Origin of the sequence: Mucilaginibacter sp. P25 (assembly GCF_050859465.1) — a bacterium.
Taxonomy (GTDB): domain Bacteria; phylum Bacteroidota; class Bacteroidia; order Sphingobacteriales; family Sphingobacteriaceae; genus Mucilaginibacter; species Mucilaginibacter gossypii.
Genome location: NZ_CP193937.1, coordinates 5,670,740 through 5,686,184, shown reverse-complemented (window position 1 = coordinate 5,686,184; position 15,445 = coordinate 5,670,740). Strand labels below are relative to the sequence as shown.

Genomic DNA, 15,445 nt, shown 5'->3' with positions numbered 1-15,445 from the left:
TTATTGCAATTCGAGTGTTACGATTGATTTTGCAGGCAGACTTACTACCAGTTTGTCACCGTCTTTTTTAGCTCCGGTAAAAGTGTTCAGGTGGATTTTATCGGCATCTTTAAATGTATTAACATCAGTTAACTTAGCCGAGGTTAATACCTGACCGCTAACGGTTTGCCATTTTATATCGCTAAGGCCGGTTGTAATGGTAATAGTATTGTGCGGATCAAGGTTAACTAATGAGATGTGTACCTTGCCGGCCGCATCCTGCGAAGCAGATGCATTTACAGCTTCAATTTTTTTGCCGTCAACTTCATAATCAGGCGCGCTCAACTTAATGGGCAGGTATTTGGCATCCTGGTGCACCTTGTACATATCAAACACATGGTAAGTAGGGGTGAGCACCATTTTTTCTTTATCAGTTAATATCAAAGCCTGCAGCACATTAATGGTTTGTGCAAGTGCGGCCATTTTAACACGGTCGCTATGGTTGTTAAATATGTTTAGCGTTGTGCCCGCTATTAAAGCGTCGCGCAAGCTGTTTTGTTGGTAAAGAAAACCAGGGTTTGTTCCTGGTTCAGGATCAGTCCAAACACCCCACTCATCAACAACAAGGGCCACTTTTTTTCAGGGTCATATTTGTCCATAATGGCCGAATGTTTGGTAACCAGCTCCTCCATTTTAAGGCAGTTTACCATAGTGCTGAAGTATTCTTTTTCGTCAAAGTTAGTTGCCGAACCTTTTTTGCCCCAATTACCTGTTGGTATGGTATAATAATGCAACGATAAACCTGCCATCATACCGCTCGAGATGTTTTTCATACAAACTTCTGTCCAACGGTAATCATCAGAGTTTGGCCCGCTGGCTATTTTTTTCAGTTTAGCACCTGGGTAATCCTTGGCAAATGATGCATAGCGTTTAAACAGGTCGGAGTAATATTCAGGTGTCATATTACCGCCACAGCCCCAGCTCTCGTTGCCCACACCCCAATAAGTTACTTTGTAGGGTGCCGGGTGTCCGTTCTTTTTACGCAATTGCACTACAGTACTGCTGCTATTTGAGTTTAAGTATTCAATCCACTTCGACATTTCATCAACCGTACCGCTGCCTACGTTACCTGCTATATAAGGCTCACAGCCCAACAAGTCGCAAAGTTCCAGGAATTCATGTGTACCAAAGCTGTTATCTTCGGTAATGCCGCCCCAGTTGGTATTTACCATACGCGGGCGTGCAGTTGCGGGGCCGATGCCATCGCGCCAGTGATACTCGTCGGCAAAGCATCCGCCGGGCCAGCGCAGGTTAGGGACCTTTATCTTTTTAAGGGCATCAACAATGTCAAGCCTGATGCGGTCCTGCTTTTTTACAGGTAGGGTTTTATCAACCCAAAAACCTCCATAAATGCCATGACCGAGGTGCTCGGCAAACTGGCCGTAAATGTGCTTGCTAATGGTTGTTTTTGAATCGGTACTGATATTAAGTGTACCTGTTTGCCCGAAGGATGCCGAGCTCAATAAAGACAAAGCGATAACGCCGAGTTGTAAAAACGGGTTCTTTTTCATTGAAACTTAGGATTTAACTGATTGTGCAGTAAAGAAAAGAAAAATTTGTTAATAAGTGTTAAAATAACAATAAAAATTACCGTTGATGTTTTGATTGCATGGATTTCGCTGATGCGCTGCAGGACTGGCCAACGTTTTTGGGATTGACAGCGTGTTATTTTAGAAGAATGATCTTGGATATTTAGCCCTTAAAACCTGATTGATGTATTCAAGGAAAAATCAACGGAATCAGTGAAATTAAATTAATCAACGGTTGTTCCTTATAAACTCTTCAAACTTTTCATTGCTATAATCTGCCGCGCCGGAGTGCTTATAAATAAGCTTGCCCTCTTTATCAAATACGAGGGTAGTAGGGATAGTTCCATCTAATAAAGTGCCGGGTACATTGCTCTCCTGTGTATATAAAGGTAGGTCATACTCGTTTTTAAGCATAAAAGCTTTGGCTTTAGGCAGATCGTTATCTACATCAACCAAAAGAAAGGCTACTTTTGGATCGTTCCTGAATTTTTTGTAGAGTTCATTTACCTTAGGCATTTCTGCGATGCAGGGAGGGCACCAGGTAGCCCAATAGTTTATAAATACCACTTTAGATTTTAGGGTGCCTAACGATATGGTATTACCGCCTGCATCTTTAAACTGGATATCCGGTACGTTGGTAAAGTTTTCGTGATGCTTAACGTACCCTCCGGGATCGGGCTGGAAAAAATCCAGCGACATGAGGCCCCTGATCAGATAACCTTTTGCATTTGGATTAAAAATTACCAACAACGCCAATGCCATAATGAGGATGCTGAAAATATTTGAAACCGGGATCTTTTTTTGTTGGATCATAAAGTGATATTTAAGGGTCTGTAAATATTTCGCTGCTTCGCGCCTTTGCATGAACTTAATTTAATGTGGTAATTTTTCTCTGAGCAAGCCATAAACCCATGTCCCCAAAATAGCGCTTAAAAGCGTAACCGCAGTAACTGCAAAGCCACTTCCACTTACAATCTGCGCAAACAGCGGACCAGGGCAGGCGCCTGTAATTGCCCAGCCTAAGCCAAATATCAGCCCGCCATATACATTGCCCCAGCTAAATTTTTTGTCGGGAATAACAATAGCGTCGCCGGTAAGGGTTTTGATCTTAAAATGTTTAATAATCATAACGGAGATCATCCCTACAATAATAGCGCTGCCAATGATACCATACATATGAAACGATTGCAGCCTGAACATTTCCTGGATCCTGAACCAGGAGATCACCTCCGATTTTACCAGCAATATGCCAAAAAGCAGGCCTGCAAACAAATATTTAATGTTTTGCATATTATAAACGTAAAAGGTAAGGTAAAATAAACCAGCTCATGATGAAACCTCCTGCCATAAAACAGCAGGTTGCCACCAGCGATGGCCATTGCAGGTTCGAGATTCCCATGATGGCGTGGCCGGATGTGCAGCCGTTGGCATACCTGGTGCCAAAGCCCACTAAAAAGCCCCCTGCCACCATAAAAATAAAACCCCTTAAGGTAAGCAGTTCACCAAAACTGAAGATATCCTTTGGTAATAAACCATTAAAATCTTTAACTCCCTGTTGTTGCAGCAATGCATGGGTTTGCGGATTGATATTAACCGGATGATTAGCAGAAAGATATTGTGCAGCCAGAAAGCCGCCCAAAACAATGCCGACTACAAAAAACATGTTCCAGTTTTCTTTTTCCAATCATACTTAAAAAAGGATATATTGGCTGGAATACATGCCGCACAGATGTGCTTCAGTGATGACGAGATACCAAAAGTTTTATTCCCGATAATAAGTAGGGCTGGTACAATAAGGCCTATTAGCGGACCGGATACATACCAGGGCCAGGGTTGAGTTATCAGATCCATAGTTTACGGGTTAATAACCGCAAATATATCTAATGTGAATTGGCAAAATCCTAATCAGGCTGGCTTTTAATTGTAATTGATACAATTTTACTTTTTATTTGTTTTAACAATATTGTTACATATATTTACTGGCAATTATATACCCTAACAAAATTTATTTTGGTGAAGAAGCTTATAGCGATACTTTTATTAAACGTACATCTGTTCAATTTGGGCGGATACAGTTTAGTATTTGAGTATTTTATTCACCGGTCCGAAGTGCAAATTGTTAAGCAGATCTATGAAAATAAGGTTGACGCTACCAAACTTGTAGAGATCAAGATTCCTGTACATCTTCCAAAAATCCACAGTTGGAGTGGGTATGTTCGTGATCAGGGGCAATTGCAGCTAAAAGGGGTATACTACAATTACCTGCGGTATAAAGTTACACAGGACACTATGTCATTTATTTGTATAGCCAATAGCGTTAAAACCCGTTTGGTTAATGCAAACCTCATTATTGCCAAAGAAATAAGCGATGTGCCCTTAAGTAAAAAGGGACACGATTCATCGCAAAAAAGATAAACGCCGGGGGCGAATACAGCTTCCAGGTTATGCATTATCAATTCTTATCTTACGGAAGGACATTAAAGGTAAAACCACGCCCTATAGCCTACCATGTAAATTCACCCTTCATCGAGTCGCCCGGCAAACCTCCAAACATTGCCTGCTGATTATTGCCTGTAAATTATGAGTTAAATTAATTTGTGTGCCTGTACTTTAAGGGACGCAAAGGTTTTTTATCATTTTGTTGTTTGAATCTGCACATCACCTGTGCTGCTAATTTTAGATACAACAATTTCATTTACGGCTTTGATCATGCTCACTAATGCTGATGTATTATCAACAAATCGGTGGTTAAGCGATTTCAGTTGATAATGTTGATCCGGCTTTTGTTTTACCAATTTAGTTATACCCTTTATTTAAACGTAATGAAATTTATGTCGCTGTATTTTTACAGATGTTGTATTGTAGTTTCTTTTTTATTGGCTGTTGCACAATGTGCCAAAGCCCAAACCGATGCTGATGCATTGATGATCCCTAAAAATTATTTTTGTGCCGCCGCAGTATATACCCATGGGAGTTGGGACCATTACTGGGAAGGTACTTTTAAACGGGATAATCCAAATTTGGGTACCGTGAGTACAAATGTTTACAGCCTGGGTGGTAATTACGGTCTTTCAAACCGGATCAACCTGCTATTCATGGTTCCTTATGTAACTACCAACGCTTCGGCCGGTACTTTAAGAGGCGAAAAGTCATTTCAGGACCTTATGGTTTCGTTTAAATGGATGGCCGTAAAAGAGGAGATAGGCAGTGGTTTATTTAGCGTTCATGCCATAGCTACGGGTTCATTGCCTTTAGCCAATTATCAAGCCGATTTTTTGCCTTTATCTGTAGGCTTGCATAGCAAAAGCGTAGCCTTACGCGCCTTGCTTAACTATCAAACAGGCAGATTCTTTGTGGCAGGCTCAGGTCAGTACATTCGCCGCGATAATATTACTATCGACAGAAATTCATACTACACTACCGAAATGCATTACACCAATGAGGTGCAGTTACCAAACGCTACCAACTTTATGTTTAGCAGTGGCTACCGCAGCCTCAAATTTAATGCCGAGGCCACTTTTACAAAGATTACAAGTACAAGCGGCTTTGATATCCGTAAAAACGATATGCCTTTTCCAAGTAACCGCATGAATAGCACAGCTGTTGGTTTAATATTGAAATACAGTTTCCAGTCTATCAGCGGACTTGAGTTTACTGCAGGCGGTAACTATGTTTTAAACGGACGTAATGTAGGCCAAACCCGGTCGGGATTTGCAGGTGTGTACTATGTGTTTAGCACCAAAAAGGAGAAGTAATTAGCAGTTGGATAATCAATGATCAATGAAATGAAAAAAACGATACTTAATATATTTACAATTACAGCGTTGGCAGCGGCAACGTTTAGTTCGTGCAGGAAAGATATTTTAGACCGCACTGCGTTATACCCGGCGCTTAAACCCTCAAATCTTGACCTTACTGCCGATACCTGGAACCCGGTGCTGGTTAAAGATTTTAGTGTGTTGAACGTAGCCGCGCCTGATGCTGTTACATCACCGGCCTATGTAGCCGATCTGAACGAGATTAAAGGATTACAGAAAAATCTAACCAGTGATCAGCAGTCAAAGATCCAATATTGGAGCGCGGGCTCTGTATTAAGATGGAATGAGATTTTGCGCGAGCTTGTAGCCAAACATAATATACCACCATACCAGAACCCTGATGGTACTTATCCGGCTCCAAGTTCTACCAATCCTTTTAATTACCCTGAATTTCCGTTTTCAAACCCTCCTTATGCTGCACGTGCCTACGCTTATGTAAGTGCTGCACAATATGATGCGCTGATAGCTGCATGGCATTTCAAAAACGTTTATAAACGTACGGCGCCATATAAAAACGACTCAGGTGTTAAAGCACTGATCCCGGCATCCGAACTGCCTTCGTACCCAAGCGAGGACGCGGTAGTATCTGGTGCGACATCTGAGATCATGAAATTATTATTTCCTGCGGATGTAGCCTTTATACAACAAAAGGTTGATGAAGAAAGATTATACAGGATGGCATCAGGAGCTAATACCCGTGGCGAATTTGCTGCCGGCGAATCGTTAGGCAGGCAGGTAGCCGCCATATTTGCTACCCGCGCCCGTAATGACGGTGCAGGCAAAGCCGGCGGTTCTCCCGCTATCTGGAAAAACTTTGAAACCATCACCGCTGCAAAAGGCGAGCAATTTTGGGTGAGCCTGGAAACCCCCAAAAGGCCACCAATGCTGCCGTTGTTTTCAAAAGTTACGCCTTTCTTGTTCGATTCAACTACTGTAGCTGCAATCAGGCCCCCGGCTCCATACGCAACAAATTCGGCCGAGTTTAAAAAAGAAACAGAAGAAGTATTGTCATTCAGTAAAGACCATAGCCGCGATCATGAAGAGCTGGTTGCTTTCTGGGCCGATGGTGCCGGTACTTATACGCCTACAGGTCACTGGAATGCTATTGCAGCTGATGAATTTGTAAAACAAAATTACAGCGAAGTACGCTGGGCACGTAACTTTGCGTTGTTGAACATGGCCCAAATGGATGCCGCTATTGTATGTTGGGATACTAAATATTTTTACTTTAACCAGCGCCCGTCGCAGGCTAACCCAAATATCAAAACATTAACTGGGGTGCCAAATTTTCCGGCGTATACGTCAGGTCACTCTAACTTTAGCGGTTCGGCTGCTACTGTACTAACCTATTTGCTGCCCGATAGGGGGAGTAAGTTCACCGATATGGCGCATGCGGCGGCTATGTCAAGGTTGTACGGGGCTATTCACTATCGGAGCGACTGCGAAGTTGGTTTGGTAACCGGAAATAAAGTTGGCCAGTATGCAGTTAACAGAGGTAAGGCTGATGGGGCAGACGCAAAATAACAGGATGTTGAATTGAGGACGAATAAACAATGCGCAGCTTAACAAACGATCAGAAAATATATCACACGCTTCGGCTCGCGGTAGCTATGTGCTTTATAGGGCACGGTTGCTTTGGTATTATAACCAAACAAATTTGGTGTAACTACTTTGGTGTTGTCGGCATAGGTAAAGAAATGGCCTATACACTGATGCCTTATGTAGGTACCGTGGACATATTAATGGGCATTTCTATGCTGGTTTATCCAACCCGTGCCATAGCTGCATGGCTGGTGGTTTGGGGACTGGCTACTGCATCTATGCGCCCACTGTCGGGCGAACCTTTTGCCGAGTTCATTGAACGTGCCGGCAACTACGGTGCACCGTTTGCTTTACTGTTGGTACAGGGAGGGTTCCCATTAGGTAAAAAACAATGGCTTGCCCGTATGGATGATAATGTTAGTATCAATGCCGAAACCCTGGCTAAAGTTATTACCTGGTTAAGGGTATTTGCATTTTTGCTGCTAATAGGCCATGGCTGGCTCAACCTTATCCAAAAGCAAGGTTTATTAAGTCAATACCATACGCTTGGTTTTGCTGAACCGGCTAAAACGGCCCAGTTTGTTGGCTTGTTTGAGGTGCTGGCTGCGTTAACAGTGCTTATTCGTCCCTTTAAAAATATACTCCTCGTTTTTATTATATGGAAAATATCCAGCGAGCTCTTTTATCCAAAATACGAAATGTTTGAGTGGGTAGAACGCGGCGGGAGCTATGGTGTATTGCTGGCCTTGTGGTTTGCGGTTAAAAAAGCACCGGCTGGTTATATTCTCTGGCCTTTTAAACATACATCACATTTAAGAGCAAGTTAATCCATCAAAACATAAAAAAGCTTATTGAACAGGGTAAAAAGTTACCCTGCTTTGCAAACATATTAACTAAACAATTGCACAAAAACACTTTTAATAATACTATGAAAAAACTGGTACTGAAATTTATTGGCGTTACAACGGTTATCCTATTTACAACCTTTGCCAAGGTAAATGCGCAAGGTTGTGTCGCTATTAGAAGCACAGGCGGTTTATGCACTATGGATGAACATCCCGATAGTGTTTCCAACAATGGCAGCTGGTTGTTAAACAGCAATAACCGTTACTTTCGCTCGTATAAACACTTTGTTGGTACCAAGGAGCAAAAACAACGAATTCAACAAGGAACCAATGTTATTAATCATTCCTATACGCAGGATTTAACTTTAACCCGCATATTTAATAATCGGTGGTCGTTTGCTGTTGATTTACCTATAGTTGATAACAGCCGTTCATCATTATATGAGCATGGAGGTAAGGAGCGTTTGGAAACACATTCCTTTGGTTTGGGCGATGTACGTTTAACAGCATATGCCTGGTTATTAAACCCTGTAAAGGCCCGCCGTGGCAATATCCAGGTTGGCCTGGGTATCAAGCTGCCAACCGGAAACTACAATTACCAGGATTATTTTTACCATACTGCTGCCAACGATGGCAAAACGCTTGGTCCTGTTGATCAATCTATCCAATTGGGTGATGGTGGCACAGGTATCACCACTGAGATCAATACTTATTACAATTTTACACACAGGTTTGGCCTATACGGCGGGTTTTACTATCTCATCAGTCCAAGGGAGCAAAATGGTGTATCATCGGCCCGTGGCGGTGCACCAAGTGCCAAAGCGGTTGCCAACGGCAGTGATGTTATGAGCGTGCCCGACCAGGTAATGATCCGCGGCGGTGCAAGCTACGGCGTCAGCAAGTTTGATTTTTCGGCCGGTGTACGTTATGAATGTTTGCCCGTGCATGACCTTGTAGGAGGGAGCAATGGCTTCCGCAGGCCCGGATATATCATCTCTGCCGAGCCGGGTGTTACTTACCGTGTTAAATCATTTTCAATTTACGCTTTTGTACCTGTAGCATTAAAACGCGACCGCACGCAAAGCGTACCGGATAAAATTACAACCAACTTAACAGGAACTTATACTCAGGGCGATGCCGCATTTGCCGATTATGCCATCAACGTGGGGATAACTTTTAGAATTAAATAGAAAATTGTTTTGGTTGATTTTAAAGCCGGCATTGAGACCCCGGCTTTATTCAACCACTGCTTACAAGTTGCAATTACACTTAAACAACATATTATGAAACATACTTTACAATTTCTCTTTTGCGTAGCGACGTGCCTGCTGCTTACCTATAACCGTGTACACGCGCAAGGCTGCGTTGCTATTAAAGGAGATGGCCCATTCAGTAACATGGAACATACTACGCAGGATACTTCATACAAAGGTTGGGAGCTTACCGCTTCATGGCGTTATTTTAAATCGTTTCGCCACTTTAAAGGTAGTGACGAGCAGAAGCAACGCCTGGTGATAGGTAACGAGGTGATCAACCATCAACATACTTTTGATCTAAATCTTACCCGTAATTTTAACCAGTATTGGTCAGTATCTGTTGGTGTACCTTATCTTGTTAATACCCGCTCTTCATTATATGAGCACGGCGGTAAAGAGCGCCATAATTCATACTCGCAGGGTATTGGCGATGCCCGCATCGTTGTTAACAGGTGGTTGTTTGATAGCCGTAAAACGAGGGGAAATATCCAGGTTGGTTTAGGTATCAAGTTGCCTACCGGTGATTTTAATTATAAATCACATTTTTACAACGTCATCCCTTCCGAGCGCCCTGTTGATCAATCCATTCAGTTAGGGGATGGCGGTTTGGGTATCATTGCCGAAGCAAACGGTTACCTGGGTTTTGGCAGCGGCTTTAGCGGGTATAGTAACCTGTATTATATGAGCAACCCGCGCAATACCAACGGTACCCGCACTTATCGTGAAACTTTGAGCGCAACACTGGCCAACGAAGCTATTTCAAGTGTGCCCGATCAGTACCTGGCCCGTTTAGGTGTTAATTATACCATAGCGCATGTGTTCACTATATCAGCTGGTGGCCGTATTGAGGGGATCCCCGTTCATGACCTGATAGGTAAAAGCGACGCTTTCCGCCGTCCGGGTTATATCATTTCTGCAGAGCCTGCCCTGAGCTACGCATTTAAAAGGGTAAATATCTTTGCCAGCGTGCCCATCGCCCTGAAGCGCGACCGCACACAAAGTGTTACTGATAAAGAAAACTCGATAGCCACCGGTAAATACGTTATCGGCGACGCTGCATTTGCCGATTATGCTATCAATTTTGGAGTGTCGTTTAAATTTTGAGATTATATATACTACTTAGTTGATTTGGTGAAGCCGGGAGTGAGATCCCCGGCTTTTTTATTTAGTACTAATTTTCCGAATCAGATCGAATTACCTAAAATCTGCTATTTGCAGAACAAACTTTGAATTCGAATTTCCGAATAAATTAATTGTGCGAATTATTTTTAGCTCTTTTAATTCGTGTAATTCGAATAAATTCTGTCCTGTAGGCAGCATTCGCGTAAAATTATTTTTTATGGACACTTTTTTACTTAAAAACAATAGTTTTACGTTCATGAACACTCCCGAAGAAAACTTTGCAGCGCTGGGATTAAACCTGCCGCCTGCACCAAAACCACTTGGCGTTTATAAACCATGTTTAGTTGATGGCAAATATTTATACCTGTCGGGCCATGGTCCGGTACAGGATGATGCTTCACTGATTATTGGCCGCATTGGTGAAACAGTAAGCCAGGAAGATGGCAAGCTTGCCGCGCAACAGGTTGGTTTAACTATGCTTGCTACCATTAAAGCCAACATCGGCAGTTTCAATAAGATAAAACGTGTTATAAAAGTGCTGGGTATGGTTAACTGTACACCCGAATTTGAAAAGCACCCATTTATCATAAATGGCGCCAGCGAACTTTTTGCCAAAATTTGGGGCGAGGAGAACGGCATAGGCGTACGCAGCGCGGTGGGTATGGGCTCATTACCTGATAATATCCCTGTTGAGATTGAAGCTCTGTTTGAATTAGAATAAAATCTACAATTTCCATTCTGTAGAGACGCATAATTGCGTCTCCCTTTTGCAAGGGCACTATGCAGACGGCTTTGGATGTTCGGAGTCGCAATTATGCGCCTCTACATGAAAAAATACTTAATCCATGACCCCCAACTGGTATAATATACAGGATCTTGATAAGCTGGATACCCCGGCACTGGTGGTTTATCCCGACAGGGTTAAAACAAACATAGCCATGCTTACCGGCATGATTGATGATATTAAGCGTTTGCGCCCACATGTTAAAACCTATAAAAATGCCGAAGTTACCGCTTTGCTGCTGGAGGCAGGCATCAGTAAGTTCAAATGTGCCACCATTGCCGAGGCCGAACTGCTGGCCATGAGCAAAGCTCCTGATGTTTTGCTGGCTTATCAACCCCAGGGTCCTAAGCTGCACCGGTTCATCAGGTTGATCCATGCTTATCCGCAAACGCGTTTTTCATGTTTGGTTGATAACTCCGCGTCGGCAAAGGAAATCTCTGACGAAGCGGTAAGATTTAATGCTAATATCGACGTATATCTGGATTTGAACGTAGGTATGAACCGCACAGGCATAACGCCAGGTTTTGAAGCCCTTCAACTTTATATGGATTGCCGTGTACTGCCAGGCATTAGCCCCGTGGGTTTGCATGCTTATGATGGTCACATTCACGATGTAGACCTGCAGAAACGGGCCGAACGCTGTAACTTTGCATTTGATCCTGTGCTTAAGTTGCAGCAAACTGTAAAAAGTAAAGGCTATCCCGAACCGGTCATCGTAGCCGGAGGTTCACCAACCTTTCCTATCCATGCCAAACGTCATTATGTTGAATGTAGTCCTGGCACGTTTGTTTACTGGGATAAAGGTTACCAGGTGGGTATGCCCGAGCAAGGTTTTTTACCCGCGGCACTGGTTATTACGCGGGTAATTTCTCTGCCTGGCCCAACAAAGCTTTGTCTGGATGTGGGTCATAAGTCGATATCAGCCGAGAATGAATTGAGTAAACGCATTTACTTTTTAAATGCACCCGGACTTTACCCGTTAAGCCAAAGTGAGGAGCATCTGGTAGTTGAAGCAGGGGCTAACCACCAATATCAGGTGGGTGATATACTTTATGGTATTCCGCATCATGTTTGTCCTACTGTAGCGCTGTACGAGCGCGTTTATACTATCGAAAACGAAAATGTTACCGGTGAGTGGCTTAACAAGGCCCGCGACCGCAAAATTACCATTTAAATACCCCTGATACCATGTTTGTTATAGATGCCCATTTAGATTTAAGCATGAACGCCCTGGAGTGGAACCGCGACCTTACGCGCCCGCTTGTTGAAGTAAACCAACGCGAAGAAGGCTTAACCGACAAGCCAGATCGTGCCAATGCTGTTGTTACCCTGCCCGAATTGCGTAAAGGGAATATTGGCCTGGTAGTAGCTACCCAGATTGGGCGTTATGTAGCACCTGGTAACCCGTTGCCCGGCTGGCACTCGCCCGAGCAGGCCTGGGCGCAAACCCAGGGACAGGTAGCCTGGTACAAGGCTATGGAAGATGCCGGCGAAATGGTGCAGGTGAACGATCTGCCATCGCTTGACAAACATTTAGAACTTTGGAATGATGGTACCCCGTCAGAAAAAAGCCGGTTGGGTATATTTTGAGTTTGGAAGGTGCCGATTCGATAGTGACCGTGAAGCATTTGGAGCGCGCTTATAATTATGGCTTGCGGGCTGTTGGCCCTGCGCATTATGGCCACGGCAGGTATGCCCAGGGTACTGATGCTACTGGCTATATGGGGCCTAAAGGTCATGAACTGCTTAGAGAAATGGAACGCCTGAATATTATTTTAGACGCTACCCATCTTTGTGATGATAGTTTTTGGGAAGCACTCGATCATTTTAGCGGGCACGTTTGGGCAAGTCATAACAATTGCCGGGCACTGGTAAATCATAACCGCCAGTACAGCGATGAGATGATCAAAGCATTGATTGATCGCGGAGCAGTTATAGGCGCGGCCCTTGATGCCTGGATGATGGTGCCCGGATGGGTAAGGGGCGTATCTACCCCAAAAGGTATGAATTGTAATATGGAAGTTATGGTTGATCATATCGATCATATTTGCCAGATAGCCGGTAATGCCCTGCACGTAGGCATGGGTACCGATCTTGACGGCGCTTTTGGCAGGGAGCAGTGCCCTTATGACCTGGAAACAATTGCCGATTTGCAAAAAGTACCGGATCTGTTAAAAAAACGTGGCTATACGGATGCGGATATCCAAAATATGATGCATGGCAACTGGCTCAGGTTTTTAAGGAATGCCTTGGCATAAATCAGTTGGCAGTTTTTAGTTTGCAGTGGGTTGTTCTCCGAAAAAGGCTGCATCGATTGGACAATGGTGGAAGTTTAGCGGTAGCGTAACTTAGATCTATAATTATGGAAGCATTCTGCTTCTGTAGCGGAGCTTGTAAGCTAATTTATGAAATCGTAGCATAGGGTATCGTAGTTAAGCTGAAAGCTTAACTTATTTTGGGTCGAAGTTAAGCTACCGCTAAACTTCGACCAGACAACAAAAAGCGATTTTAAAAATACCACGCTCCAAATCCTTCGCTTTCTTCATTAAACAGTAAAACCTGCCTTTTATATCTGTAACTTTCCTTAATTAAATCTACTTTGCGAAACACTTACCTTAAATTAGGGATAGTGTAAATTGTCATCTATACTATGAATGCAGAACAATCAAGGTTAAAGGATACAGGCTGGAAAAAATGGGGGCCTTATGTAAGTGATAGGCAGTGGGGTACCGTGAGGGAGGATTACAGTGCAAATGGTGATGCCTGGAACTACATAACCCATGATATGGCCCGCAGCAAAGCTTATCGCTGGGGCGAGGAAGGTATAGCCGGTATCTGCGACAGGCAGCAATATCTGTGTTTTGCAATAGCATTGTGGAATAAGAAAGACCCTATAATTAAAGAACGATATTTTGGTTTAAGCAACCCCGAAGGTAATCATGGCGAGGATGTGAAAGAGATGTACTACTATCTGGATAGTACACCTACACACTCGTACATGAAAACGTTGTATAAATATCCGCAAAACGAGTTTCCGTACAAATGGTTAGTTGATGAGAACAAACACCGCGGCCGCCAGGATCCAGAATTTGAACTGATGGACACGGAGATATTTGATCGCAACGAATATTTTGATGTTTTTACCGAATATGCCAAAAGCGCGCAGGAAGATATCCTCATTAAAATAACTATTCATAACCGGAGTGAAGAGGATGCCCCGCTTAATGTAATGCCTACTTTATGGTTCCGCAATACCTGGGCTTGGGGATATGATTCGCGCAAACCAGATCTTTGTGCTTCTTCGGATAAAGTGATCAGCATTTTTCATAAAGACCTTGGGCAGATGTGGCTGCACGTCGAAGGGCAAGCTCAACTCCTGTTCTGTGATAATGAAACTAACTCGCGCAGGCTTTATAATTATGACGATGGCCGAAAGTATTATAAGGATGGTATAAACGATTACATTATTCATGCTGCCGATACTGTAAATCCTAAAAACATGGGTACCAAAGCAGCTATAAACTACGATTTAAATATCCCGGCGCGGCGAAGCGTAACCATACGCTTGCGACTGTCTGAAGACGCAAATTATAGTTTTGAGGATTTTGACGAAGTTTTTGCTGTTCGCCAAACAGAGGCCGACCAGTTTTATAACGATATTCATGGCGCTACCATGAACCCCGATCGCCGCCTTATTCAGCGGCAGGCTTTTGCCGGCATGTTATGGAACAAGCAGTTTTACTATTCAGATATCCGCCATTGGCTTAGCGGTGATAAGGGGATGCCCCGCCCGCCTGCGCAAAGGCAAAAAGCCCGAAACAGTAAATGGACGCATCTTAATACCCGCGATATTGTTTCAATGCCCGATAAGTGGGAATATCCCTGGTTTGCCGCCTGGGACCTTGCTTTTCACTGCCTGCCGCTGGCAACCATTGATATGGCCTTTGCCAAAAATCAGTTGATTTTGCTTACCCGCGATTGGTATATGCACCCTAACGGCCAGTTGCCGGCCTATGAATGGGACTTTGGTGATGTTAACCCTCCGGTACATGCCATGGCTGTATGGAACGTTTATAAAACCGATAAAGAAAACAATAACGGTAAAGGGGATACCTATTTCCTGGAGCGGGTTTTTCACAAACTCATGCTAAATTTTACCTGGTGGGTTAATCGTAAGGACCAATCGGGGAATAATATTTTTGAGGGTGGTTTCCTGGGCATGGATAATATCGGTGTTTTCGACCGTAATATGCATTTACCATCCGGGCAGCATTTGGAACAGGCCGATGGTACCAGTTGGATGGCCATGTATTCGCTTAATTTGCTGCGTATTGCCACCGAGCTTACCGAAACCGACAAAGCTTACGCTGATATTGCTTCAAAGTTTTTTGAGCATTTTATTTATATTATAGGGGCCATGTCAAACCTGGGCGAAAACAATGAAGGCCTTTGGGATGATGACGATGGCTTTTTTATGACCAGATCCGTTTTCCTGATGATGGTTCTGTAA

General features: G+C 43.5%; 16 protein-coding genes. 11 read left to right on the top strand and 5 right to left on the bottom strand.

Annotated features, from left to right (window positions below):
* The 5 genes from ACRQ5D_RS28630 to ACRQ5D_RS28610 all read right to left on the bottom strand — a co-directional run bounded on the left by ACRQ5D_RS28630 (nt 1) and on the right by ACRQ5D_RS28610 (nt 3,252).
* Nucleotides 1–612, bottom strand: a complete 612-nt coding sequence (locus tag ACRQ5D_RS28630) for an alpha-L-arabinofuranosidase C-terminal domain-containing protein (RefSeq protein ID WP_431198551.1) — start codon at nt 610–612, stop codon at nt 1–3.
* Entirely contained in the window at nt 513–1,550 is a 1,038-nt protein-coding gene (locus ACRQ5D_RS28625) for an alpha-N-arabinofuranosidase (protein WP_431198550.1), read from the bottom strand. Before ACRQ5D_RS28625 ends, ACRQ5D_RS28630 begins: the two co-directional genes overlap by 100 nt.
* Nucleotides 1,551–1,796: 246 nt before the next feature.
* Nucleotides 1,797–2,381, bottom strand: a complete 585-nt coding sequence (locus ACRQ5D_RS28620) for a TlpA family protein disulfide reductase (RefSeq protein ID WP_176844340.1) — start codon at nt 2,379–2,381, stop codon at nt 1,797–1,799.
* 60 nt (nt 2,382–2,441) lie between these two features.
* Nucleotides 2,442–2,858, bottom strand: a complete 417-nt coding sequence (locus tag ACRQ5D_RS28615) for a DUF6691 family protein (RefSeq protein WP_091162602.1) — start codon at nt 2,856–2,858, stop codon at nt 2,442–2,444.
* A gap of 1 nt (nt 2,859) precedes the next feature.
* The gene (locus ACRQ5D_RS28610) at nt 2,860–3,252 is read right to left on the bottom strand and encodes a YeeE/YedE family protein (protein WP_431198548.1); all 393 of its coding nucleotides are present in this window, start codon (nt 3,250–3,252) and stop codon (nt 2,860–2,862) included.
* 329 nt (nt 3,253–3,581) lie between these two features.
* Here ACRQ5D_RS28610 and ACRQ5D_RS28605 point away from each other — a divergent pair, with 329 nt between their 5' ends.
* From ACRQ5D_RS28605 to ACRQ5D_RS28555, 11 genes are all read left to right on the top strand, one after another.
* Nucleotides 3,582–3,983, top strand: a complete 402-nt coding sequence (locus tag ACRQ5D_RS28605; protein ID WP_431198547.1) for a hypothetical protein — start codon at nt 3,582–3,584, stop codon at nt 3,981–3,983.
* 407 nt (nt 3,984–4,390) lie between these two features.
* Nucleotides 4,391–5,323 carry a transporter gene (locus ACRQ5D_RS28600; protein WP_208102495.1) on the top strand — a complete coding sequence of 311 codons (933 nt, stop codon included), beginning with the start codon at nt 4,391–4,393 and terminating at the stop codon, nt 5,321–5,323.
* 30 nt (nt 5,324–5,353) lie between these two features.
* The gene (locus ACRQ5D_RS28595; protein ID WP_091162915.1) at nt 5,354–6,910 is read left to right on the top strand and encodes a phosphatase PAP2 family protein; all 1,557 of its coding nucleotides are present in this window, start codon (nt 5,354–5,356) and stop codon (nt 6,908–6,910) included.
* Between the two features lie 29 nt (nt 6,911–6,939).
* Nucleotides 6,940–7,755, top strand: a complete 816-nt coding sequence (locus ACRQ5D_RS28590) for a hypothetical protein (RefSeq protein ID WP_091162605.1) — start codon at nt 6,940–6,942, stop codon at nt 7,753–7,755.
* A 101-nt stretch (nt 7,756–7,856) separates the two neighbouring features.
* Nucleotides 7,857–8,963 carry a hypothetical protein gene (locus ACRQ5D_RS28585; RefSeq protein ID WP_091162606.1) on the top strand — a complete coding sequence of 369 codons (1,107 nt, stop codon included), beginning with the start codon at nt 7,857–7,859 and terminating at the stop codon, nt 8,961–8,963.
* Between the two features lie 93 nt (nt 8,964–9,056).
* A complete protein-coding gene (locus ACRQ5D_RS28580; protein ID WP_091162916.1) occupies nt 9,057–10,133 on the top strand; it encodes a hypothetical protein in 1,077 nt (358 codons plus the stop codon).
* A gap of 235 nt (nt 10,134–10,368) precedes the next feature.
* The gene (locus tag ACRQ5D_RS28575; RefSeq protein ID WP_223266270.1) at nt 10,369–10,872 is read left to right on the top strand and encodes a RidA family protein; all 504 of its coding nucleotides are present in this window, start codon (nt 10,369–10,371) and stop codon (nt 10,870–10,872) included.
* A 124-nt stretch (nt 10,873–10,996) separates the two neighbouring features.
* Nucleotides 10,997–12,109: a D-TA family PLP-dependent enzyme gene (locus tag ACRQ5D_RS28570; RefSeq protein ID WP_091162608.1), complete on the top strand. Its 1,113-nt coding sequence runs from the start codon at nt 10,997–10,999 to the stop codon at nt 12,107–12,109.
* A 14-nt stretch (nt 12,110–12,123) separates the two neighbouring features.
* Nucleotides 12,124–12,525, top strand: coding sequence for a hypothetical protein (locus tag ACRQ5D_RS28565; RefSeq protein WP_431198546.1), 402 nt, complete (start codon nt 12,124–12,126; stop codon nt 12,523–12,525).
* Complete coding sequence (locus ACRQ5D_RS28560; protein ID WP_431198545.1) at nt 12,522–13,193, top strand: dipeptidase; 672 nt, start codon at nt 12,522–12,524, stop codon at nt 13,191–13,193. Before ACRQ5D_RS28565 ends, ACRQ5D_RS28560 begins: the two co-directional genes overlap by 4 nt.
* 392 nt (nt 13,194–13,585) lie before the next feature.
* Nucleotides 13,586–15,445, top strand: a complete 1,860-nt coding sequence (locus ACRQ5D_RS28555; RefSeq protein ID WP_432327389.1) for an MGH1-like glycoside hydrolase domain-containing protein — start codon at nt 13,586–13,588, stop codon at nt 15,443–15,445.

What these genes read in the sequence shown, in the direction of transcription:
- ACRQ5D_RS28565 (WP_431198546.1), top strand. Translation starts at nt 12,124, where the DNA reads ATGTTTGTTATAGATGCCCATTTAGATTTAAGCATGAACGCCCTGGAG.
- ACRQ5D_RS28555 (WP_432327389.1), top strand. Translation starts at nt 13,586, where the DNA reads ATGAATGCAGAACAATCAAGGTTAAAGGATACAGGCTGGAAAAAATGG.
- ACRQ5D_RS28625 (WP_431198550.1), bottom strand. Translation starts at nt 1,550, where the DNA reads ATGAAAAAGAACCCGTTTTTACAACTCGGCGTTATCGCTTTGTCTTTA.
- ACRQ5D_RS28595 (WP_091162915.1), top strand. Translation starts at nt 5,354, where the DNA reads ATGAAAAAAACGATACTTAATATATTTACAATTACAGCGTTGGCAGCG.
- ACRQ5D_RS28580 (WP_091162916.1), top strand. Translation starts at nt 9,057, where the DNA reads ATGAAACATACTTTACAATTTCTCTTTTGCGTAGCGACGTGCCTGCTG.
- ACRQ5D_RS28615 (WP_091162602.1), bottom strand. Translation starts at nt 2,858, where the DNA reads ATGCAAAACATTAAATATTTGTTTGCAGGCCTGCTTTTTGGCATATTG.
- ACRQ5D_RS28585 (WP_091162606.1), top strand. Translation starts at nt 7,857, where the DNA reads ATGAAAAAACTGGTACTGAAATTTATTGGCGTTACAACGGTTATCCTA.
- ACRQ5D_RS28600 (WP_208102495.1), top strand. Translation starts at nt 4,391, where the DNA reads ATGAAATTTATGTCGCTGTATTTTTACAGATGTTGTATTGTAGTTTCT.
- ACRQ5D_RS28570 (WP_091162608.1), top strand. Translation starts at nt 10,997, where the DNA reads ATGACCCCCAACTGGTATAATATACAGGATCTTGATAAGCTGGATACC.
- ACRQ5D_RS28620 (WP_176844340.1), bottom strand. Translation starts at nt 2,381, where the DNA reads ATGATCCAACAAAAAAAGATCCCGGTTTCAAATATTTTCAGCATCCTC.
- ACRQ5D_RS28590 (WP_091162605.1), top strand. Translation starts at nt 6,940, where the DNA reads ATGCGCAGCTTAACAAACGATCAGAAAATATATCACACGCTTCGGCTC.
- ACRQ5D_RS28575 (WP_223266270.1), top strand. Translation starts at nt 10,369, where the DNA reads ATGGACACTTTTTTACTTAAAAACAATAGTTTTACGTTCATGAACACT.